At 63.9% G+C, this 21,343-nt stretch carries 25 protein-coding genes; 10 read left to right on the top strand and 15 right to left on the bottom strand.

What is annotated here, in order from left to right:
* Positions 1-109: 109 nt before the first annotated feature.
* Positions 110-1,405, top strand: coding sequence for a hypothetical protein (locus GC148_RS14530; RefSeq protein ID WP_291071838.1), 1,296 nt, complete (start codon positions 110-112; stop codon positions 1,403-1,405).
* A 5-nt stretch (positions 1,406-1,410) separates the two neighbouring features.
* Here GC148_RS14530 and GC148_RS14525 read toward each other — a convergent pair whose 3' ends face one another.
* Genes GC148_RS14525 through GC148_RS14515 form a run of 3 tightly spaced genes read right to left on the bottom strand, consistent with a single transcriptional unit; the run spans position 1,411 to position 2,767 of the window.
* Positions 1,411-2,061, bottom strand: coding sequence for a MarC family protein (locus GC148_RS14525; RefSeq protein WP_291071836.1), 651 nt, complete (start codon positions 2,059-2,061; stop codon positions 1,411-1,413).
* A gap of 11 nt (positions 2,062-2,072) precedes the next feature.
* Positions 2,073-2,387 carry a hypothetical protein gene (locus tag GC148_RS14520; protein ID WP_291071835.1) on the bottom strand — a complete coding sequence of 105 codons (315 nt, stop codon included), beginning with the start codon at positions 2,385-2,387 and terminating at the stop codon, positions 2,073-2,075.
* On the bottom strand, positions 2,387-2,767 hold the full coding sequence (locus GC148_RS14515; protein ID WP_291071833.1) for a flagellar biosynthesis repressor FlbT: 381 nt from the start codon (positions 2,765-2,767) through the stop codon (positions 2,387-2,389). The genes GC148_RS14520 and GC148_RS14515 overlap by 1 nt, the downstream gene beginning before the upstream one ends.
* A gap of 411 nt (positions 2,768-3,178) precedes the next feature.
* Here GC148_RS14515 and GC148_RS14510 point away from each other — a divergent pair, with 411 nt between their 5' ends.
* Entirely contained in the window at positions 3,179-4,057 is an 879-nt protein-coding gene (locus tag GC148_RS14510; protein ID WP_291071832.1) for a MoxR family ATPase, read from the top strand.
* 1 nt (position 4,058) lies between these two features.
* Here GC148_RS14510 and GC148_RS14505 read toward each other — a convergent pair whose 3' ends face one another.
* Genes GC148_RS14505 through GC148_RS14495 form a run of 3 tightly spaced genes read right to left on the bottom strand, consistent with a single transcriptional unit; the run spans position 4,059 to position 6,133 of the window.
* Entirely contained in the window at positions 4,059-4,562 is a 504-nt protein-coding gene (locus tag GC148_RS14505; RefSeq protein ID WP_291071830.1) for an RES family NAD+ phosphorylase, read from the bottom strand.
* A gap of 9 nt (positions 4,563-4,571) precedes the next feature.
* The gene (locus GC148_RS14500; protein ID WP_291071829.1) at positions 4,572-5,324 is read right to left on the bottom strand and encodes a DUF2270 domain-containing protein; all 753 of its coding nucleotides are present in this window, start codon (positions 5,322-5,324) and stop codon (positions 4,572-4,574) included.
* A gap of 44 nt (positions 5,325-5,368) precedes the next feature.
* Positions 5,369-6,133 carry a hypothetical protein gene (locus GC148_RS14495; RefSeq protein WP_291071827.1) on the bottom strand — a complete coding sequence of 255 codons (765 nt, stop codon included), beginning with the start codon at positions 6,131-6,133 and terminating at the stop codon, positions 5,369-5,371.
* Between the two features lie 130 nt (positions 6,134-6,263).
* Here GC148_RS14495 and GC148_RS14490 point away from each other — a divergent pair, with 130 nt between their 5' ends.
* Together GC148_RS14490 and GC148_RS14485 are read left to right on the top strand one after the other, a co-directional pair.
* A complete protein-coding gene (locus tag GC148_RS14490; protein ID WP_291071825.1) occupies positions 6,264-7,445 on the top strand; it encodes a VWA domain-containing protein in 1,182 nt (393 codons plus the stop codon).
* Between the two features lie 151 nt (positions 7,446-7,596).
* The gene (locus GC148_RS14485; RefSeq protein WP_291071824.1) at positions 7,597-8,367 is read left to right on the top strand and encodes a crotonase/enoyl-CoA hydratase family protein; all 771 of its coding nucleotides are present in this window, start codon (positions 7,597-7,599) and stop codon (positions 8,365-8,367) included.
* A 37-nt stretch (positions 8,368-8,404) separates the two neighbouring features.
* Here the strand turns inward: GC148_RS14485 and GC148_RS14480 are convergent, their stop codons facing one another.
* The 3 genes from GC148_RS14480 to GC148_RS14470 form a co-directional block, all read right to left on the bottom strand.
* The gene (locus GC148_RS14480) at positions 8,405-10,114 is read right to left on the bottom strand and encodes a DUF2207 domain-containing protein (RefSeq protein ID WP_291071822.1); all 1,710 of its coding nucleotides are present in this window, start codon (positions 10,112-10,114) and stop codon (positions 8,405-8,407) included.
* Entirely contained in the window at positions 10,114-10,677 is a 564-nt protein-coding gene (locus GC148_RS14475; RefSeq protein WP_291071821.1) for a LemA family protein, read from the bottom strand. The genes GC148_RS14480 and GC148_RS14475 overlap by 1 nt, the downstream gene beginning before the upstream one ends.
* A gap of 94 nt (positions 10,678-10,771) precedes the next feature.
* Complete coding sequence (locus GC148_RS14470) at positions 10,772-11,383, bottom strand: GNAT family N-acetyltransferase (protein ID WP_291071820.1); 612 nt, start codon at positions 11,381-11,383, stop codon at positions 10,772-10,774.
* A 97-nt stretch (positions 11,384-11,480) separates the two neighbouring features.
* Here GC148_RS14470 and GC148_RS14465 point away from each other — a divergent pair, with 97 nt between their 5' ends.
* A complete protein-coding gene (locus tag GC148_RS14465) occupies positions 11,481-12,737 on the top strand; it encodes a TCR/Tet family MFS transporter (protein ID WP_291071819.1) in 1,257 nt (418 codons plus the stop codon).
* 6 nt (positions 12,738-12,743) lie between these two features.
* On the opposite strand, the gene GC148_RS14460 is transcribed toward GC148_RS14465, so the two are convergent.
* The gene (locus tag GC148_RS14460; protein ID WP_291071817.1) at positions 12,744-13,019 is read right to left on the bottom strand and encodes a hypothetical protein; all 276 of its coding nucleotides are present in this window, start codon (positions 13,017-13,019) and stop codon (positions 12,744-12,746) included.
* A gap of 299 nt (positions 13,020-13,318) precedes the next feature.
* Here GC148_RS14460 and GC148_RS14455 point away from each other — a divergent pair, with 299 nt between their 5' ends.
* The 5 genes from GC148_RS14455 (at position 13,319) to GC148_RS14435 (ending at position 17,896) form a co-directional block, all read left to right on the top strand.
* Positions 13,319-13,555, top strand: coding sequence for a hypothetical protein (locus GC148_RS14455; protein ID WP_291071815.1), 237 nt, complete (start codon positions 13,319-13,321; stop codon positions 13,553-13,555).
* Positions 13,552-15,000: a lipopolysaccharide biosynthesis protein gene (locus GC148_RS14450; RefSeq protein WP_291071813.1), complete on the top strand. Its 1,449-nt coding sequence runs from the start codon at positions 13,552-13,554 to the stop codon at positions 14,998-15,000. The genes GC148_RS14455 and GC148_RS14450 overlap by 4 nt, the downstream gene beginning before the upstream one ends.
* 73 nt (positions 15,001-15,073) lie before the next feature.
* Positions 15,074-15,604, top strand: a complete 531-nt coding sequence (locus tag GC148_RS14445; protein WP_291071812.1) for an HAD family hydrolase — start codon at positions 15,074-15,076, stop codon at positions 15,602-15,604.
* Between the two features lie 129 nt (positions 15,605-15,733).
* On the top strand, positions 15,734-17,308 hold the full coding sequence (locus tag GC148_RS14440) for an FAD-dependent oxidoreductase (protein WP_291071810.1): 1,575 nt from the start codon (positions 15,734-15,736) through the stop codon (positions 17,306-17,308).
* A 27-nt stretch (positions 17,309-17,335) separates the two neighbouring features.
* Positions 17,336-17,896: a RidA family protein gene (locus GC148_RS14435; protein ID WP_291071808.1), complete on the top strand. Its 561-nt coding sequence runs from the start codon at positions 17,336-17,338 to the stop codon at positions 17,894-17,896.
* A gap of 3 nt (positions 17,897-17,899) precedes the next feature.
* On the opposite strand, the gene GC148_RS14430 is transcribed toward GC148_RS14435, so the two are convergent.
* From GC148_RS14430 to GC148_RS14410, 5 genes are all read right to left on the bottom strand, one after another.
* The gene (locus tag GC148_RS14430; protein WP_291071807.1) at positions 17,900-18,337 is read right to left on the bottom strand and encodes an EVE domain-containing protein; all 438 of its coding nucleotides are present in this window, start codon (positions 18,335-18,337) and stop codon (positions 17,900-17,902) included.
* A complete protein-coding gene (locus GC148_RS14425) occupies positions 18,337-19,035 on the bottom strand; it encodes a DUF533 domain-containing protein (RefSeq protein ID WP_291071805.1) in 699 nt (232 codons plus the stop codon). Before GC148_RS14425 ends, GC148_RS14430 begins: the two co-directional genes overlap by 1 nt.
* 66 nt (positions 19,036-19,101) lie before the next feature.
* Positions 19,102-19,920, bottom strand: coding sequence for a DUF3445 domain-containing protein (locus GC148_RS14420; RefSeq protein ID WP_291071804.1), 819 nt, complete (start codon positions 19,918-19,920; stop codon positions 19,102-19,104).
* 4 nt (positions 19,921-19,924) lie between these two features.
* Entirely contained in the window at positions 19,925-20,485 is a 561-nt protein-coding gene (locus GC148_RS14415; RefSeq protein ID WP_291071802.1) for a class I SAM-dependent methyltransferase, read from the bottom strand.
* Between the two features lie 62 nt (positions 20,486-20,547).
* Positions 20,548-21,294 (bottom strand): hypothetical protein, encoded by a 747-nt coding sequence (locus tag GC148_RS14410; protein WP_291071800.1) that lies wholly within the window; start codon positions 21,292-21,294, stop codon positions 20,548-20,550.
* Between the last annotated feature and the right edge of the window lie 49 nt (positions 21,295-21,343).

Raw genomic sequence — 21,343 nt, 5'->3', positions numbered from 1 at the left:
CTGCGGCGCGCAGTGCAAGTTGCAGACCGGCACTTGATCTTTGGGACCCCGGCAGTCTCTATGAACAACGCCCCGCCCCTGCTGCATTTCCCACGGTTTTCCTGCCCAGATGGCCAAACAACGGAAACAACCCACCAAGCAGGCTGGCTGGATGCTGGCGGTGATGTTCAATTCGTTGTTGATCCTCCTGCCGGTGATCGCCTCCAATACCGTGAAGAAGGCCTATACCGGCGTCGGCGTGGCCGAGCAGCCGAATGTCGACGCGATCATGCAGACCAGCGAGCGCATGAGCGACGAGCTGAGAGCGCTGGGCCCGAGCGACAATGACCGCAAGCTGCCCTTCTGGCAGGACAAGGTGCAGCAATCACTCGAAGACAAGGACGTCGACGCCCTGCGTGGCTACTTGCTCGCGGCGCCGGCGATGCTGGGCAATGATCTCGGCAAGCAGGTGCGCGCCCGCGCCGAAGCGGAATCGAAGGGCACGGCCGAGGAGCGCACCATCCGAGCCGCGCTGCAGAAAGTGCCCGAAAGCGTGGCACGGTCCATCGAATACCAGATCGGCATGTCGCAGCCCCAGCTCGAACCCGTCGCCGAGCCCCCGGCGCCCGAGGCATCCGAAACGGCCGGCGCGCCCGCAGAGCCGGTGGCCAAAGGCGAGGAAGTCGGCGAAGTCCTGCAGGCGGGCGGCCGGTCGGAACTCGATTGGCGCTTCAAGCTGCTCGGCAGCTATGGCGACCTCGCGGGCATGTCCCAGCGCTGGACCGGCGGCGACTGGTCGGATGCCATCGTGTTCAAGCTGACCGGCATTGGCCTGGTGCAGCAAGGCATCAGCGACGGCCTTTCGGACGCACATATCCGCGCCGTCTCAATCGTGAAGTCGGCCAGCCGTTCCAAACGCCTGACCCCACAGTTCACGGAATATCTCGACAATCTGACCGATGCCGCCGTGCCAATGTCCGTGCTCAACCCGGCGCTCGAAGCTGCCAATCAGGACCTCGCCACGACAGAGGTGCGCGGCGCGCGCGTGCTGGCAGCGTTCGAGCAGTCGATCGATCCGGCAGGCCTGGCCCGGCTGGAGGGAGACCTCGAGCAGATCGACAAGATCGCCGCACTGACGAGTCCTTCAGCCACCCTGACCCTGCTGTCCGTCGTTGAGGATGGCACCGACCTGCGCCGCGCGCGGATGCTCGCCGAAGCGGGGGGCATGCAGGCCGTGGCGCTGGTCAAGGAACGCGGCCATGACGCGCTGCGCGTGGCCGATGCCGGCGTGCGCTGGGACGGGTCGATGGTGCTGGAGATCATGAGCCTGACGGCGGCTGGCATGCTGCTGTTCTGGGTCGCGCTGTCGACGCTGCGGATCTACTTCCCCCGCCGCCCGGCCAAGGCAGAGCCTATCGGTACCTGATCGCCTCAGACGAGGCCGAACGCGCCGCGGATCCCGTCAATCAGCAGCTGGGCCGACAGGGCCGCCAGGATGACGCCGAGGATACGCGTCAGCGCCCCTGCCACGCTCGCCCCGATCAGTCGCACGATCGGCCCGGCCAGCAGGAACACGACCAGCGTGATCAGCAGGTTGAGCCCGATGGCCGCCAGCACCGCCGCCTGCGACTGCCAATCCGGCGTATCGGACATGTAGAACATGGCGGTCGCGATCGAGCCCGGCCCGGCAATCATGGGGATGCCCATCGGGAAGACTGAAATGTCATCCGGCTCCGGATCGTTCTTGTGCTCTTCCAGCACCTCCTCGGCCCGGTGCTCGCGCCGTTCGGTACGCTTCTCGAACACCATGTCCAGCGCGATAAGGAACAGGAGCGCGCCGCCCGCCATGCGGAACGCGTCGATGGAGATGTGCATCGCCTCGAGCAGCCAGGCGCCGCCGAACGCGAAGAACAGCATGATCAGCGAGGCCACGAAAACCGACTTGTAGGCCATCTTCCGGCGATAGGCCGGCGTGCCGTTCGCGGTCAGCGTTGCGAAAATCGGCGCCACGCCCGGCGCATCGATCAGCACGAAGAACGTGACGAAGGCCGCGGTGAAGAGTGAAATGAGTTCAGGGGTCATGCGCGGGGCGCTTAAGGCTTCCGCGTCGCGGCGTCCAGAATTTCCCGCACCGCCGGCGCAACGACCACTTCCGTGGCGGGCGGCTTAAGGCGGGAGAGGTCTGCGCCTTCCTGGGACAGCGCAGTCAGCATCTTGTGGCCACGCAGGCGCTGCAGCAGGCCGTCCGTGCCGCGCGGCGTATCGGCCGAGGCAAAGCGCCCACCGCCAAGATCAACGCGCAGGCCTTCGCCCTTCCCGGCTTCGATGAGCCGGATGGCCTCATCGACGCTGACGGCCGGAACGGTGTCGAGTTTCAGGGTCGCGCGCAGGGTATTGCCTTCGGCCATCAAGCATCCTCCGCCGGCGCCGCAGGCATCAGCTTGCGGCAGCGGCTGAGCGCGCGGTAGAGGTCTCCGGCCACCACATCGGCCGAGATCTGCAGCACGTCATCGTGCGCGTCGGGCATCTCGGCGAGCAGGCCGGCCAGCGCATCGGCCGTCTGGGTATAGAGCGGACCATCGACTTCGCCGAGCAGGTACATCTGCATCACCGCGAAATAGGCCCGCGTGGCGGGCGTCGCAGCATCGGCGGGGCGCAGGATGTCCTTCTCCCGCAGGACGCGGGCCTGCGTCTCCAGAAGGAGCACGCCGCGCCGGTCGCCGTTGCGGACAACTGCCCCGTTCACCACGAAGGTTTCACCGGGCTTGAGGGAGAGTTTGAGTGGCATACTGCGCTAAACCTCGTCCTGCGGACTGACCCAAAATTGCACACAGGCGTTAACGCTTGATTGCCAAGGATTTACCCACACGTGGCTCCGGAGCGGGAACCTTTTCCGGGGTCCGGAATCCGCGAGGTCTGGAGGCTGCCATGCGCCCGTCTCAGGAGGGCGTTGGATCATAAGTCCTGCACAATCCCGGGCGCCCCGACAGGAAGCCGGATCAATCAGGCAAAGTGCGGCGCGTGTCTGAAGCTTGAGCCTCTGTGGCGCGGCGCATGGCCTCATCCGTATACCACGACCAGGCCCTTCCCTTAAGTGAATTCGATGTTGCGTTGCAGCGGTTTACTTCAGGTCAGCGCTTGCCCGGCAGCGGGCGTGCCTTATGGTGCCGAAGTAAGAAATCGAGAGGAATGAGGGCCGATGCGCTTCGAAGGCACGACCAATTATGTGGCAACCGATGACCTGCGGGTCGCGGTCAACGCGGCCATCGCGCTGGAGCGCCCGCTGCTGATCAAGGGCGAGCCCGGCACCGGCAAGACCGTGCTGGCGGTGGAAGTCGCCAAGTCGCTCGGCCTCGACCTCATCGAGTGGCATATCAAATCGACCACCAAGGCGGCTCAGGGCCTCTACGAGTATGATGCGGTTTCGCGCCTGCGCGACGGCCAGATGGGCGAAGAGCGCGCCAAGGACGTCAAGAACTACATCAAGAAGGGCAAGCTGTGGGAGGCCTTCACCTCCAAGAAGCGCCCCGTGTTGCTGATCGACGAGATCGACAAGGCCGACATCGAGTTCCCGAACGACCTCCTGCAGGAACTCGACCGGATGGAGTTCTTTGTCTACGAGACCAACGAGACGGTGAAGGCCAAGGTCCGCCCGATCGTGATCATCACCTCGAACAACGAGAAGGAACTGCCGGACGCCTTCCTGCGCCGCTGCTTCTTCCACTTCATCAAGTTCCCGGACGAACCGACGATGCGCGCCATCATCGATGTCCACTTCCCCGACATCAAGAAGAAGCTGGTCGGCGATGCGCTCTCCACCTTCTACGCCATGCGCGAACTGCCGGGTGTGAAGAAGAAGCCGTCCACGAGCGAGCTGCTCGACTGGCTGAAGCTTCTCATGAACGAGGATATCGACCTCGAGACGATGCGCGAGAAGGACCCCGACCGCCTGACGCCACCGCTGCATGGCGCGCTGCTGAAGAACGAGCAGGACGTGGCCCTCTTCGAGCGCCTCGCCTTCCTCTCCCGCCGCACTGATGGCGGCGGCTCAGGCGGACGCCGGGGACCTGCGGGCTGAGCTATTGCGGGATCAAGGTCTCGGGCGCACCTGCGACCGAGACGACCGGCGCGCCCGGTTCGTTCCATCGAAACAAGACCAGATGCCACCGCTCCGGCGCTGAACGCGCCGTGTAGATCATGCCGTCTGCGCCGCTTTCGCGCGCGGCATCCGATGCGCGCCAGGTGCTTGCGGGAAGACCCTGTGCACGCTGGGGTAGCCATGGAATTGCCGCGTGAGTGGGGTCGATGCCGAGTTGAGCGCAGAGTTGTAGATCGCGAAGGTCGACCACGCGCGCCGGCTCGATACCGAGCGAAAAGATCAGGCGCGGCGGGTCACCGGGCTTCAGATAGGCTTCCACCGCCTTGAACGCCCAAGCGGGGCTGGAAGACACGTAAAGCGCCGCTTGGCCACCGTGGTGAAAGCGGCCTTCTGGTGTAACGGCGCCCACAAGAGGTGCAGCAGCATTTCCCGCAGTGACGATGCGATAGAATCTGCCGCTGATCGAGGGCAGTATGGGCGACATGAAGCGGCGCTAGCCCCCCGCCGCATCCTGCGCGCTGGCGACGCGGGCGTAGTTGACGTCTTCGCGGCTTTTCAGGAAGTCGGCCATCTTAGTCTTGTCGGAGCGTTCGTCCCACCAGGTTTTCCAGGCGATGAAACCCCAACCTGCATGGAAGCTGAGCCCGGCCGCGATCGACAGCCAGCCCGGGATCGGCCCGATATGCGCGCGGCGCATGAAGTGTTCCCACGATGTGACATCGACCGGGTGAATGGCGATCTTGGCAAAATAGGCGGCGCCGAGAATGGCGAAGATGTAGCCGTAATTGCGCCGCAGCCGGCGCCCGACGCAGCGGATCAGCGATATGCGGTATTCCGGCTTTTCGTAGTCGTCAGACAGGGCCGTGCCCCGGTCGAGCCGGATCCTCGCCCCCTCCCCGCGCAGGATCGGCACCATGAAGGCGATTTCCAGCACGCGGGCGCGGAAGCGCCAGACATAGAAGAAGCGGTAACGACGCGCTTCCAGCATCAGGAACACAACGCAGAGAAGGCCGACCAGAACAATCGGAAACGGCGAAGCGCGCTCACTGGCGAAAGACACTGACAGGCCGATGCCGGTGGAGATGACGGCCCAGTTGGTCGTCTGGTCGAGGCGTTGGCGCCAGACGGTCGAGCGGTAGACTTCGGCCCGGTAGAGGTGCGACAGCGCGGTCACCTCGGAAGAACCGCAGATGCCCTCGCCGGGAATGACGGTCTGATCCGCCTCGGTTTCGTCCAGCGTGTCCATGCCCCGCTATGACTCAATCAGGCGTTCGGGGAAAGGTCTGGCGCCTATTTCTCGCAATATCCGAGCGTCAGCATCGGGCCATAGCCTTCCAGCACCTGGCGAACATGGCGGGTATCCTCCGTGCCATCGCCCTCGCGGATATCCGGCGCCAGCGCGCCGGCCCCGCCGGTGATGCGTGCCCGCCACAATCTGTAGCGCAGCGCGTCCGGCGCATTGGTCAGGGCCACTGCACGGTCGAACTGGGAAAGGCGGCAGTCGCGCATCATCCGCTCGGCAAGCACATGGCCGAAATCGGCGCGCTCGAAATCGTCATCGCTGAACCCACTGATACGGCCCGGCTTCGAGGGACCGGCGAGGGAAAACATCAACTCGATCAGCTGCGCGCGTTTCGCGGCGTCCGGCGCGAGATCGATCGCAGCGGCCATGATTTCAGGCCGGCCCATATGGAGCGGCGCCGCACCGCTGCGGGCGCGCTCGATAAAGCCGTCCCATCCAATCTGTCGGATCGCTGTTTCGGCCGTCCGGCGCAGATAGTCCGGCGATGGCTTTTCGGGGCCGGCATCACCGATCCGCTGTGTCCAGCGCGTCTGCGCAGCGCCAGGCAGGGTCGCCACCAGCGGCGCAAAGAGGGGTTTCACCCGGTCCAGTTTCTCTGGCGGCAGCAGCAGCGCCGCCGTCCAGGCCGCATCCAGCATACAGGAGGCTTCATCAGCCGGCGCGCATACCAAAGCGTCCACATTGGCCGGTTTTGCCAGCGCAGGCGCCGCCCAGAGGCCCGCCGCAAGGATGAGGAATCCAGCCCATTTCATGCCGCCTGCCTTAGCCGCCGACCGGTGAATGCAGGATGACTGGCCAGTTTTCGCTGCGTCAGCTTGGACACAGACCCATAGCCGGGTTATCTTCAATTCCGAAACGGTACGGCCACAACGGATACCCCTGATGTTCCTCAACTTCTTCAACGAACTGCGCGAAGCGAAAGTCCCGGTGACGCTGAAGGAATACCTGACCCTCATGGAGGCGATGGACAAGCAGGTCATCGGCATGGAGGTGGAGGATTTCTACTACCTCGCCCGCGCCGCGCTGGTAAAGGACGAGCGCAACATCGACAAGTTCGACCGCGTGTTCGGGCATGTCTTCAAGGGGCTCGATACGCTCGCCGACGCTGTCAATGTGCAGGACCTCCCCGAGGAATGGCTGCGCAAGATGAGCGAGAAATTCCTCACCCCGGAAGAGATGGCCGAGATCGAGGCCATGGGCGGCTTTGAGAAACTCATGGAAACGCTGAAGCAGCGCCTTGAGGAACAGAAGAAGCGCCACGAGGGTGGCAACAAGATGATCGGCACCGGCGGCACCTCGCCCTTCGGCGCCAATGGCTACAATCCCGAAGGCGTGCGCATCGGCCAGGAGAAATCCCGTCACCGCCGCGCCGTGAAGGTGTGGGACAAGCGCGAGTTCAAGAATTACGACGACAAGGTCGAACTCGGTACACGGAACATCAAGATCGCCATGAAGCGCCTGCGCAAATGGGCCCGCAAGGGCGCGCAGGACGAGCTCGACCTTGACAAGACGATCCGCAACACCGCCCGCAAGGGCTATCTCGACATCGAGATGCGTGCCGAGAAGCGCAATACGGTGTCCGTGCTGCTGCTGCTGGATGTCGGCGGCTCGATGGACCCCTATGTGCGGATCATGGAGGAACTGTTCTCCGCGGCCAAGTCCGAGATCAAGAACCTAGAATACTACTACTTCCACAACTGCCCCTATGAGGGCCTATGGAAGGACAACCGCCGCCGGATGAACAACCGTATCCCGACCTGGGACGTGCTGAACAAGTATCCGTCGGACTACAAGGTAATCGTCGTCGGCGACGCGACGATGAGCCCTTACGAAATCACCTATGCCGGCGGCTCGGTCGAGCACTGGAACGAGGAAGCCGGCGGCATCTGGATCCAGCGTTTCGTCGAGCGCTACCCTCACTTTGTCTGGCTGAACCCGACCAAGGAAGGCGCCTGGGAATACACCGGATCGATCAAACTCATCCGTGAGCTGATTGGCCAGCACCGCATGTTCGAGCTGACGCTCGGCGGACTGGACGAAGCGATGAAGGAACTTTCAAGGTAGCCCCTCCCCCCTCCGGCCCTGCGGGCCGCCCCCCTTCGAGGGGCCACACAAGTTTGCGTCTGAACGCGCCATCATCCTCCCCTGCAAAGCGACGGAGGTGGATCGCGCTGCAAACGTAAGGCGGAGGGGGCTGTTGCAGCGGAACACCAACATGACCGATCTGATCCTCGCCGCCTCCGAAGGCCCCGTCCTCATCGTCACGATCAATCGTCCGCAGGCGCGCAATGCGGTCGATCATGATACCGCGCTCGCCTTGTACGAGGCCTTCAAGGCCTTTGACGCCGACGAGTCCCTGTTGGTCGCCATCCTCACCGGCGCGGGCGGAAATTTCTGCGCGGGCGCAGACCTGAAAGCCGTCGCGACCGGCAAGGGAAACCCCACGCGCACAAGCGGCGGTCTCGGCCCGATGGGCCCGTCCCGCCTGCAGCTTTCCAAGCCCGTCATCGCGGCCGTTGACGGATATGCCGTCGCCGGGGGACTGGAGCTTGCGCTCTGGTGCGACCTGCGTGTCGCTTCGCCGTCTGCACGCTTCGGTGTCTTCTGCCGCCGGTTCGGTGTGCCGCTGATCGATGGCGGCACGGTGCGCCTGCCGCGCCTCATCGGAGCCTCGCGCGCGATGGACATGATCCTGACAGGACGCGAAGTCGGCCCTGACGAAGCCCATGCCATCGGTCTCGCCAATTATCTGACCCCGGACGATACGGCCCTGCCCAGGGCGTTTCAGCTCGCTAACGACATTGCCGCCTTCCCGCAGCTCTGCCTGCGCAAGGACCGCACCTCCGCCTTGAACCAGTGGAGCCTGCCGGAAGAGGATGCCCTCGCCGCCGAATTCGCCGGCGGTCTCGACGTGCTGAAGGCCGGAAGTGCCCGCGAAGGTGCCGCGCGATTCGCCGAGGGCACCGGCCGGCACGGCAAGTTCTAGGCCCTCCGGGCACGGATCGCGCCCGGACACACGCTGACTACCAGCCGCCACCCCCGGCGCCGCCACCTCCCCCGCCGGAGAAACCGCCACCGCCACTGCCCGACGAACTGGAGCTCTGTGGCAGCGAGCTGCTGACGCCCGTATTCATGCTCGACAGGATCGCCTCATTCATTCCGCCAATGTTGCGGAACGAACGATCCCCGAAATGCCCCCAGGCGGGGCTGTAATGTTCCGCGACCTCGGGCAGCTGTTTCTCGAAATACTTCGTCCAGGGCTTTTCCACGTCGAGCGCCATCGCATAAGGCAGGAAGGCTTCATAGCGCTCAACGCTCATCGGCGGCGGCGCGCCGCTACCTGCCTGCACCGCGTTCATCTGGAGTTTTTCTGCCGTCTCGAGATACAGGCGGAAGCCGGAAATTTCGGAGCGGATGTCCTGACCCTTGGGTGTCGGCGCGGGCATCAGGTACATGAAGAGGCCGTTGATCGCTGCAAAGGCGAGCACGACCAGCGTATGCCACATCGTCCAGTTCACGGCCTGCGAAACGGCAAAGATGATCGCCAGAACGGTCAGCACAAGGGCCGCCAGCGTGTAGCCGATATTCCAGCGGAAATAGTCCTTCCCGTAGGTCTTCGCGACCGCCTTCTGGAACGCGAGATAGGCTGCGGTGAATTCTGCATTGTATTTCTTGCCGAGTGTCAGCGATGGACTTCCCGCAAACAGGCTGGTCTCCAGTGCGGCGTCTTCGCGGGTTAGCACGGCCTTGTCAGCGCTCTTCCGCGTCAGGACAGTCGCCTTTTTGTCTGACGCGTCAATGTCGACCAGGCCTTTCACACCCATGTTCATAAGGGTCGACACAAGCGCCGTGTGGCCCTTGAAGCCCCGATAGTAGATGTGATGCGCAGCGGCCGGTGAATACCCGGCTGGCGGCTCATAGCGCGGGAACACCGGCGGCTTCGGCGGGTCCTGTCCGACGCGCTGGAAACTGCTGAACAGGAATCCCAGCACGCCGAGGAAGCTGACCAGCAACGCGGCCAGCGCGCCGTGCCGGAACCACCAGAGCATGCCCTTGTCGCCCAGCGAAGGCGGCTTGATCGCGCCCTTCGCAAGGCTCAGCGACACGGTCAGCCCTTCGCGCAGGCCGAGAGGGCGCGTCGCCTCGAATTCATAGGCGCCATCCGTTTCGCGGAACACATAGTCGCTGCCGGCTTCGCCGAAGCCGCCTGTGTATCCGGACTGGCTGGTCACCCGCGCGCCCTCCGGCAGCGTGATGCGCACAGAGGCGGCGTCGATCGGCAACAGCCAGTAATTGCCGGTCACGTTCCAGTAGAGTTCGTCATGATCCCCGAAATACCGGATCTGGTTCTTCACCTCGTACTGGATCTCGTAAGTGTGTTCGCCATAGGTGATGAAGACGTCCGGATCTCCGATCCGGATACGGAAGGCGTTGCCGTCCGTCTCTGTCTCATAGGGCTCGCGGTTGCCGTCACGCATCACGCGCCGGACATTGTACTGGTACGGAAGCTTGTCGCCCTCGTGTGCATCGTCGGCATAGAAGCGCGGCAGATCGCGGAAAATGCCGCGCCGGATCACATCGCCTTCGGAGAAGACGGTGATGGTTTCGGAAACCAGGATATCGCCGTCTGCCTGCACGGTGATGCCGACATCAAACCGGTTGACCTTCTCTTCGGCGACCGCACTGAACGCCAGTAAGCAGGCGGCAAGCGCCGCAAAGATTGCGCGCAGCATCAACGCTTCCCGCCGAGATCAACTTGCGGAACGGCCCGGTCGGCGATCTCGATCTCGAAATACGCCCGCTCGCGGAACCCGAACAGACCCGCAAACAGGTTTGCCGGGAAGGTCTGCACCGCCGTGTTCAGCTCGCGCACCGCGCCGTTATAGAAGCGCCGCGCCATCTCGATTTTCGTTTCAGTGTCGGAGAGTTCCTTCTGCAGATCCGCGAAGTTCCCGCTGGCCTTCAGCTCCGGATAATCCTCGGCAAGGGCCATCATCCGGGCAACCGGCTGCGACAGTGCGCTCTCCGCTTGTGCCCGGCTCGCCGGATCGTCACCGGCCGCCATGGCCTGCGCGCGCTTCTCCGCCACATCGGCGAACAGCTGGCGCTCATGCGCGGCATAGCCCTGCACGGTGCTCACAAGCTGGGGGATCAGGGTGGCGCGCCGCTTGAGCTGCACGTCGATATCCGACCAGCCATTGCGGGCCATCTGCGCTTTCTGGACAAGCGTGTTGTAGGTCAGGATCACGCCGACCAGCACCAGCGCGAGTCCGCCGAAGAAAAGGTAAGTCAGCATGATGCGTCCCTCCTGAGAACCGCCTCAGTCTAACCTGCCCGGCGCCAGTCTGTTAAGGCATATCCGGACACGGGGGACGCGGGGCGCCTCGCAGTCAGTCAAATCCATGACGCGCCGCCCATTCCGCGCGTGTCATTTCCCAGACAAGGCTGGCGCGCGTCGAGCCATCCGGACGCACGCTGGTCACCTCCCCCATCCGCCGGAAGCCCAGGCCGTCCAGCAGGCGCTGGGTGGGCACATTGGTGAGCGCCGCCGTCTCGCAGAGAAGGTCCAGCTTCAGCGCCGTGAACATCCAGGCAAAGCTTGCCGCCGCCCCGCGCCCGCCGGTGCCCTTGCCGTGCAATGAGGGATGCAACGCGCCGCCGAGTTCGCCGGCCGCCCATTGTGGCCAGACCTGCACGTCGGAATAGCCCATCACCCGCCCATCCTCGCCCTCGCGGACAAACAGCAGACCAATGCCCGCCTCGCGTTCGGCCAGGTGCGTGTCGATGAACATCGCCACCGTTTCCTGCGTCAGCGGGCGGGGCAGTGTGTAGATCGGCGCGTGCACGGCCGGATCGGAAAGAAGGGCCAGCAGCGCGCGCGCATCCTCCGGCCGCGCAAGCCGCGAGTCGCCCATCTGCGTGGCAGCGCGCACCGCCGCGCGGATCGCCTCAGCGGCTTCGGGCGACGCGGGTGTGCGCGTGAGGGGCAGTGTGTCGGCCATCCATCCACCCTCCACGCCTGACGCGATGTCAGGCAATCCCTGCCGAAATGAATTTCCAAGATTGACCCGGCGCCCGGTGCATCAAAGGGTGCACACGATGATGACTTCAGACTCCGCCCGGCCGCACGGCAAGAACGCTTTCTTCTTCGTCATCGTCACGGTGGCCCTCGACATGATGGCCTTCGGCCTGATCATTCCGGTGATCCCGACTCTGATCCAGGACCTCGCCGGCGTACCGCCCGAGAACGCGACGCTGTGGATCGGAGCGCTGGCAGGCACCTACGCCCTGTTCAACTTCTTCGCCGGCCCGGTGCTCGGGGCCCTGTCGGACCGGTTCGGCCGCCGCCCCGTGCTGCTCGGCTCGATCGCCATGCTGAGCCTCGATTTCCTGATCATGGGCCTGTCGACCACGCTCGCCATCCTCTTCCTCGGGCGGGCCCTGTCCGGCATCGGGGGCGCGACCGTCGCGACAGCGAACGCCTACATCGCCGATACAACCGAGCCGAAGGACCGCGCCAAGGCGTTCGGCAAGATCGGCGCCGCGTTCGGCTTCGGGTTCGTGTTCGGCCCCGTACTCGGCGGGCTACTGGGCGAAGTCGACCCGCGCATGCCCTTCTTCGTTGCGGCGGCGCTCGCCGGGGTGAACTTCCTTTACGGCCTGCTGGTGCTGCCGGAATCGCTCGCCCCGGAAAACCGCCGGCCCATCCAGCTCGCCCGCGCCAACCCGTTCGGCGCCGCACGCCACTTCTCGAAACTGCCGCAGGTCAGCTGGTTGCTGATCGCCGGCGGCGCCTATTTCTTTGCGCACACCGTATTCCCGGCCACATGGGCGATCCATGGCGAGATCCGCTACGATTGGACACCCCGCGAGATCGGCCTGTCGCTCGGTCTTGTGGGCCTCGGCGCCTCGCTCGTTCAGGCCTTGATGATGGGCCCGATGATCAAACGCTTCGGGCCCGTGCGGACGGCTACGTTCGGCCTGTGCACCCATGTCGTCACCATGGCCGCCTATGCGTTCGCGTTCACACCTTGGATGGCGCTCCTGATCATTCCGTTCAACGCGCTCGGCGGTGTTGCAACGCCGGCGATCAACTCGCTGATGTCGACCGTTACGCCCCGCAACGCCCAAGGCGAACTGCAAGGCGCTACGGCCAGCCTGAATGCGCTGGCGATGATTTTTGGTCCGCTGACAATGAACGCGGTGCTCTATTTCGCCACCCACGCAGGGTCGTCGATCCAGTTTCCCGGCGCAGCCTTCCTGCTCGCCTCGGCCATCACGGCGCTTGTGCTGATCCCGTTCTTCCGGGGCGTGAAAGCCAACAGCGCGGCGCTTGCCGCCGCTGACGCTGCCTGACGCAGGTCAGGCTTTTGGCTTCATCACCAGGCTGAGCGCCAGGCCCAGCACACCGCCGCCGATACCGCCTTCGAGGAAATTCTGCAGGTGCGCCATCAACGGTGTCGCGCCGAGCAGCGTATCACCGAGCCCGAGCTGCGCCGCGCCGAAATGCGCTGCCACACCGCCCAGCAGGCCGCCAAGCACGCCCCCGGTTCCGCCGCCGCCCAACAGCCGTGCGAGGATAGGTCCGATCATGGTGCCGCCCAGCGCGCTGACGACCAGCGGAATGAATTGATCCATCTTTACTCCCCCAGATTGTTCCGTTCGGGACGTTTGCAACCCCTTGCAGAAACAGCCTGACCCAGGCTCCCGGACAGGTCCACCCCCTTCGCCCCCGCGGCGAAATATGCACCCGGCTCTTTCGCCAGGCGCAGGCCCTGTCTCCGAATGGCACAGCCCGTGTAGGCGAGCACAGATCGCCCGCACGAATCCCGATAAACAACGTGGCCTCACCCGCTTCCACCCCACATGCTAAAGGTATGAATCTTGCGAACTCCGCGGCTGATATGGGCCGGACGACAGCGATCAGGACTTCCAGCATGACCTTCGCCACACCGTCTGCCCAAGGTTCCAACGGTCAAAAACCGAGCAAGATGAACAGATTACACCTAATTTTCGCAGATTCCGCCTCCACCTGCATCAATCCGTGGCGGACGCCTGAACCGGCTGTATGTATGGGCCTGTCCGCCCGGCAACAGCGCGACAGCCTGTTCTTCTGCAAGACAGCAATACCCGTCTCGATGCACCGGGCGCAGGAAGCGGCAATCGACTGGTGAAGAAACAAACCCCGACCATTGTGAACTCTCTGGCGTGGAACACACTGGGTAATTCCGCCGCGATCCTGTTTTCGCTGGCGGCGCTGGTCGTGCTGTCGCGGATCCTTACGCCGTTCGATTTCGGCCTCTACGGCATGGCCATCACTGTGCTCATGATCCCCGAAACACTGGTCCATGGGCCGCTTCAGGAATCGCTCATCCAGCGCAAGACGGTCGATGACGAACACATCAATACCATCAATACGGTCTCCTGCGGACTGGCGATTGTCGCGTTCCTGCTGATCATCGGTTTTGCGCCGCTGATCGCCGATCTCTTCAGGACGAAAGAACTTGTGCCGGTCCTTCAGGTCACGGCGACGCTCCTGCTGACCGGCCCCTTCACCGCAACCGCAGCCTCCTTCCTCATCCGGAACCTGTCGTTCAAGCAGATCACCTATGTGGACGTGGTCGGCAACCTCGTACCCGCCCTGATCGGCCTGGCCTGCGCCGTCCTGCTGAAATCCGTCTGGGCCCTCGTCTGGATGGAACTGTCGAAGCGCGTGATCCGTATGGTGATGTTCATGTGGCTGTCGGGCTATCGCCCGCGCCTGCTCTACGTGCCCGAAAAGATGCGCGAGCTCGCGCACTATTCCGGACATGCCTACCTTCTCGGCTTCGTCATGTCGGTCCAGCGTGCCTTGCCGAGCGCGCTCGTCGGCGCCGTGATGGGCGCGGTCCCGCTGGGCCTTTTCAACATGGCCTTGCGCTTCTTCGAACAGGCCAACCAGGCGATCATCATGCCGTTCGCTTCGGTCTCCTTCCCGATGTTCGCGAAGGACCAGTTCAACCGCCCCGAACTCCACAAGACGCTGAACCAGACCCTGAAGCTGGCCAATACCATCACCCTGCCCGCCTTCATGGGCGCCATCGTGCTGATGCCGCTGCTGTTGCCGATCATCATCGGTGAACAATGGATACCCGCCGTCGCTGCGACCCAGCTGTCCCTCATCCTCGGACCGCTCACGATGATCGAATTCATCAACCGCAGTCTCATGAAGGCGCTCGGCCGCCCGGATCTTGCCGCCGGCATCACCGTCGTCAGCTGCCTGTTCACGGTGGTCGGTGTACTCAGCGTCGTGCACTTCGAGATCGAAGCAGTGATGGGCGTGCTGATCGCGCAAAAACTGCTGACGCTGCTGATGATGGGCTACCTCGTGCAGAAATATGCCGGCTTCACGCCGACGCAGCAGGTGCGCCCGATCCTTCTTCCCGCCGCCGGCGCTCTTGCGATGGGCTTCGTCGTGCTAGTGCTGCGTGACAGGGTGATGCTGGACGTCGATCCCGCCATCCGCGCCGCGTTGCTGATCGCCGCCGGTGTCGCCACCTATGGCCTGGTGATCAGCATGATCTCGCCCGCCACCCTGAAACAGGCCATCGGGATGGTTCTCCGGCGCAAGAGGGCTTGAATCCGGCTTTCCCCGGCGTCTCCTCGACGCGACCAGCATTGCAGCCGGCGCCCGAGTCAGCCAAGAGGGGCACATGGCGCCGCATAGACCCGCTCTCTTCCTCGACCGCGATGGCGTGATCAATCTCGACAAGGGCTATGTCAGCCGCGTCGAGGATTTCGAATTCATCGAAGGCGCGCCGGAAACGATTGCCCGGTTCAACGCGCGCGGCTGGCTTGTCTTCGTCGTGACCAACCAGTCGGGCATCGCCCGCAATTACTACACCGAGGACGACATGCACGCGCTGCATGCCTGGATGGAGGCGCGCCTTGCCGAGGCGGGCGCGAAGATTGACCGGATCTATTACTGCCCCTTCCACGAAGAGGGCGAAAACCCGCGCTACCGGAAAGACAGTTTCGACCGCAAACCCAAGCCCGGCATGCTGCTGCAGGCGATGGCCGAATTCCCGGTGAAACGCGAATCGAGCTTCCTCATCGGGGACAAGGAAGCCGACATCGAAGCGGCGCGCGCCGCCGGCATTGCCGGCTTCCTGTTCACCGGCGGGAACCTCGCCGATTTCGCCGAATGGACCCTCGCCGGCTTCGAGGATGGCCACCGGGGCTAGGCCTTGCCTCCATTCTGGGCGCCCTGCCTGCGTGGGCATCGCAGCGCTCCGCGGCGCCGTCTGCCCGGCCGGTTGTGATTGCCACATCGCGCTGGCGTGTTAGCGTCTCCTTTTCGGGGGGACGAAAATATGGGCATAGCAGGATCAACGCGCCGGGATATGGTGCTCGGATTTGCCCGGATTGCCGGCATCAGCGGCGCAATGGCGGCGATGCAGGGCCTTGGCCTTGTGGCTGAGGCAGGTGTCTATACCGGCCCGCCCAAGCCGCCCGGCAGCGCCGGACGGGGCAAGAAAGTCGTCGTCCTCGGCGCCGGGATCGCGGGCCTCGTCTCGGCCTGGGAACTGCGCAAGGCTGGGTTCGACGTCACCGTTCTCGAAGCCCGCCACCGCCCGGGCGGCCGGGTGTGGACCGTGCGCGGCGGCGATGTGATGACCCACGATCACCTGCCTGCCCAGCGCGTCGGGTTCGATGCCGGCCATTTCTTCAATGCCGGCGCGGCCCGCATCCCAGCCTGCCATCACGGCGTGCACGACTATTGCCGCGAATTCGGCGTGCCGCTCGAAGTGCAGGTCAATGTCAACGCCGACGCGCGTTATGTCAGCGCGAATGTGCGCAATGGCCTGCCGCTCGAAGACCGTCAGGTGCGCCACGATGTGCGCGGCGGCGTCTCCGAACTCCTTGCCAAAGCGATCAACAAGGGCGCGCTGGATGAAGAGCTGACCGCGCTCGACCGCGAACGCCTGCTGGACTTTCTCACCCAGTATGGCGCGCTGGGTGAAGGCTATGCCTATACCGGCTCGGACCGGCTCGGCTACGAGGTCGAACCGACCGTGCACGGCGCACCCTTCTCCATCCGCAAGCCCATTCCCCTGACCGAATTGATCCAGGATCCAAACTGGGCCTTCCAGCTCACTTTCGGAGACCAGCTCTATCAGCAGACCGCCATGCTCCACCCGGTCGGCGGGATGGATGCCATCCCCTATGCCTTCGCCGGTCGGCTCAAGTCGGAGATCAAATACGGCGTGCAGGTCACCCACATGAAGCGCACCGAAACCGGTGTCCGCGTGCTCTACAGCCAGAAGGATGGACTCGCCGGCACGGTCGACGCCGACTACGCGGTCTGCGCGCTGCCCTTCAGTGTACTGAAGTCCGTCAAATGCGATTTCTCGGCGCCCGTACAAGCAGCCGTCAACAACATGGTTTTCGACGCCTCCTGCAAGGTGGCCTGGCAGGCACCCCGCTTCTGGGAAACCGAAGACCGCATCTATGGCGGCATCTCGAACGTCGACAGCCGCTGCAACATGGCCTGGTATCCGAGCTACGGGTTCGACATGAAGGAGGGCGTCCTCGTCGGCTGCTACAACTTCACCGGCCAGGCAGAGCCCTTCGCGGCCCAGAGCCTGAAGGCGCAGTTCGAAGAATCGCGCGCCTCTGTGGACCGGATCCATCCCGGCAAGGGCCGCCTGCTCGCCCGTCCGGTCGCCGTCAACTGGGCGCATGTCCCGCACTCCATGGGTGCCTGGGCAACCGAAAGTCCGGATACGGACCATAACACGCCCGAGATCCGGGCCGTTCTGGAGGGCGACGGACCCATCGCCTTTGCGGGCCAGCATCTCAGCCCGCTCGGCGCCTGGATGGAAGCCGCCATCCGCTCAGCCCACCACGCGATCGCCGGCATCTATGCCCGCGCATCGACTGCCTGACCCAAGAACACAAAAGGAGGAAACCCCATGACCCGTGCCACCCGACTGACCGCCTTCCTGGCCCTCGGCCTTGCCGCCCTGACTACGGCCTGCATCAGCATCGAGGACACCGCCCCCGCCCCGGCACCTGCGCCGCCTGCGCCGCCTGCCGAAATCAACCGCATCCCGATCCCGGGCTCGGACTTCCCGATTTCCATTGGCGTCGTTATTCCGCCCGAAGCGGAGATCTTCTATGTCAGCGGCGTGGTGCCTTCGGTCGTCGATCCCGACGCCGATCCCAACAGCCGCGCCGCCTTCGGCGACACCAAGGCTCAGACCATCACCGTTCTCAACAGCATCAAGACGCGCATGGAAGCCGCCGGCTGGTCGCTCAGCGATGTCACGATGATGCGCGTCTACCTCGTGGCCGATGAAGACACTGGCGGCCGGCTCGACTTTGCCGGCTTCATGGCGGGCTATTCGCAATTCTTCGCCACGCCCGAACAGCCGAACAAGCCGGCCCGGGCCGTTGTGGAAGTGGCCGGCCTGATCAATCCCGGCTGGCGCGTGGAGATCGAAGTCCAGGCCGCCCGCGTGCCTGCGGAGTAGCGGCTAAACCGGCTTCAGCGTCTTCGGGTCCATCCCGCCCATCCGGCAGACCTCTTTCCACTCTGCTGGCAGCACAGGCTGCACCGAGAGCCGGAAAGAGGCCACCAGGCTCATGTCCTTGAGCTTGGGATTGGCCTTCACGTCTTTCAGCGTCACCGGCTTCGGCATCGGCGCAAGCGCTTTGACCGTCACGCAGTCCCAGCGTGGATCGTCCGTCGTCGGATCAGGCGCCGACAGCGCACACACTTCCACCACGCCGACCACGGCAAGGCCCTGGTTCGAGTGATAGAAGAACGCCCGGTCGCCCAGCTTCATCGCCCGCATATGGTTGCGAGCCGTGTAGTTGCGCACGCCGGACCAGACTTCGCCTGCATCGCCTTTCGCCACCTGGTGGTCCCAGCTCCACGCGTCCGGTTCGGATTTGAACAACCAGTACTGCATCAGCCTTGCGCTTCCTTCCGGATCGCCGCGGCATGGCCTTCCGCGATGCCCAGCCGGTCCGCCAGACGCGCCAAGAAGGCCGCTTCGCTGCCGGTGGCCGAGCCGGTCACGATACAGGCCGCCGTATACAGCTGCGCCGCATGGTTCGGGCTCAGCGCGCCGGCGGCGATCTTGTCCAGCGTCTCGGCTTCGGGCCGGTCATTGGAGAGGATTGCCCGGTCCTTCGCGCCGAGGCCCGCATCCTTCAGCGCCGCGTCGATCACCACTTTCTCCGCCTCGTCCAGCACGCCGTCGGCCCAGGCTGCGGCCACCAGCGTGCGCACCAATGCTTCGGCAAATTCCGGCTCGGCTTTCTTGTCGGTGACATAGCCAAGCTTCGCCGGCTCCGCGTCCGCCTTCGGCCGCTTGCCCTGCGATTTCATCCAGGCGTGATAGGCCAGCGCGCCGAGGCCCGCCACCGCGCCGGTCTTCACCGTACCGCCGATGAAGCGCCGCCCGCCTTTCGTGCCGAGCAGCATTGCCGCGATCAGCGCGCCGGCGCCCGCAGCTGCAATCTGTGTGTCGCGGTCCGACTTCAGCTTCTCGAGCGCAGCCTCGCCGAGGTCCTTGCCCTTCTGCATCTTGCCTTCAAGGTCATATTCCTTGGCGGCGCGCTTCGCCTGTTTCTGAAGGTCAGCCAGTATCTGCTCGAAGTCCATGACGTGTCTCCGGGGTGAAGAGGAAGGGTTCCTCGGATGTAGGCGATCAGGCCCGCGCAGGAAAGGTCAGCGCGCCTGCTGGAGTGCCGCACGCACGAGCCGGTCATAATGCGGCCAGCCCTTGTACTCGGCCAGCACGGGATCGATCGCTTCCCACGCCGCGCTGAACGCCGCCCGGTGCGCAGCGTCCGCCAGCACCGCTCGCATGGGATCAATCGCCACGCGGATTGTGAACACCATCGCGCCCGTTTCTGGCAGTTTTGTAATCGTCTGGCGTTCCACGCGCAGCCACAAGGCGTCCAGCGCGCCCTCGACCGGCATCGTATCGGCTTTCGCCTTGAACTCCGCCTGGTTCGGCGTGAACCTGTCCGGTCCAGGCTGCACATTCCAATTGAACCGCTCCAGCACCGTGCCCGGCTGGATTCCGTCAAACATCCGGTGGATGCGACCCACGAGCCCCGGATTCGCGCCCGGAACAGGCGAATGCAATCCGCCCAGCGGCTGGCCGATTGTCTCGGACAGTCGCCAGAAGGTCGGCGCGCACACATTCGCCGCCTGCAGCCGCCACTGGCCGGCCTCGTCCTTGATCAGTATGCAGAAGTCATCAGACACCGTGCTCGCCGCGGCTTCCAGCGCCGTGGGCCAGTCGCCCGCCGCCGGCCCGGCGACATCGTGAACGGCCGCCGCCAGCGCCTGCGCCGCGCGCGAGCTCCCTTCCCGCTCGACATGCACACGATCGCGCTTCGTCCGCATCAGCGCGCGCTTTTCGTCCAGCACGTGCGCTTCGGTATCCGGCACCAACCAGGTCTCCGGCGGAATCGGCTTCAGGCCCGGCGCGAGGCTGAGCGGTCCATTCAGGAATGGCAGGTAGGGCGGCCGCCGCATAGGCTCAGGCTGGCCGCGCCGAGCCCCAGCTCACATAGCCGGCAATCTTCGGCGTGTTCGGCAGGTACATCGTCTCGGTGTCTTCGGTCGTGAACCCGCCCTGGTGAAGCAGGCTCACCGTGTCGCGCGTCAGATGGCATCCGCCCGCCAACGCTTTCCAGACGGGCTCCACCCGGCGCTGCCATTTGGCGACGCCTTCGTCCGGCGCCAGGCCGTGCTCGGAGAACAGGATACGCCCGCCGGGTTTCAGTACGCGCCGGGTTTCCGCCAGCGCGCCCTGCCAATCGGGAATCGTGCACAGTACAAAGGTAATGACGGCTGTATCGACTGAATTGTCCGGGAGCGGAATGTTCTCTGCGCCTGTTTCGAGGAAGTCGATGCTGCGGCCGATACCAAGCGATCCCGCCGTGCGCCGCGCCTTGACCACCATCCCAGGCGCGGGCTCCAGCGCGTAGAGCCGCTCGACCTTGCCGGCATCGTACATTGCGAAATTCGTGCCCGACCCGCAACCGAGTTCAAGCACGACACCTTCCGCCTTCGGAACTACCTTCGCCCGCTGTTTCATGATCGGGCGTGAAGAACACGCACATGAAATCAGGTTCGGAACGACATATCGCTCCCAGGGGTTCATTGAATTTCCCGAAGCGAGTTCACATAACCCGGATATGCGAGCTGTTCGATCTTTTTTGTGGTTTCAGGGGTCGCTCGAGCAATTAGTCCTGTTTGAGTCATCATTACCTCGTACTCAAATCCATCACCCATCATATTATAAGTCGCCGATCCGTAATTGGCGTCTTCAGCCAAAACAACGCCGAGCTTTCCGCCATTTTCCTTCGCCCACTTGCCGATATCCCAACCCGGTTCCTCTTCGATAAACTTCTTCGCAAAGAAATCTGCTTTACTCACCTTGCCTGATGAAAATTTGCTAATGTCCATCGAAGCCATGAATTCCAGCCGGTACAAAGAATCGTAGCCCAAAATATTAGCCATCGGTTTTATCTTCAACACTCGGGCACCCATAATCCATTGCTTTCCAATAAATACGGGCATCCTGCCGTCTTCTTCTGTCCACACTACAGGATCGGTCCCCATTTGGCGGAATTCCACGATTGCTTGGTAGGTATCTGTTTGGTTAGGCACAGCTGAAAACTTAACGGTCGCGACCGGGCGTTCGAAAGTAAGTCGGTGGTACGTTTGTAGGTTGAGGCCGGCAAAGGCGATAACGCCGGCGAGGCCCAGAAAGCCGGACCCGAAGGCCAATCGGGCGACACCCGCGAACGGTTTCATCCCCGCCATCTTCGCAAAACCCGCGAAGAGCAGGATCAGGCCGAGCACGCCGGAAATCGACGGCAGAATCCACCAGATCAGGCTCATCAGAATTCTCCCTTGGCTCCGCGCCGGTCCGGCTGCGGCCTATCAACCC

This window comes from Hyphomonas sp. (assembly GCF_016125515.1).
GTDB lineage: Bacteria > Pseudomonadota > Alphaproteobacteria > Caulobacterales > Hyphomonadaceae > Hyphomonas.
Note: the sequence above shows the minus strand (reverse complement) of the source record. Positions and strands in the feature narration are given on the sequence as shown.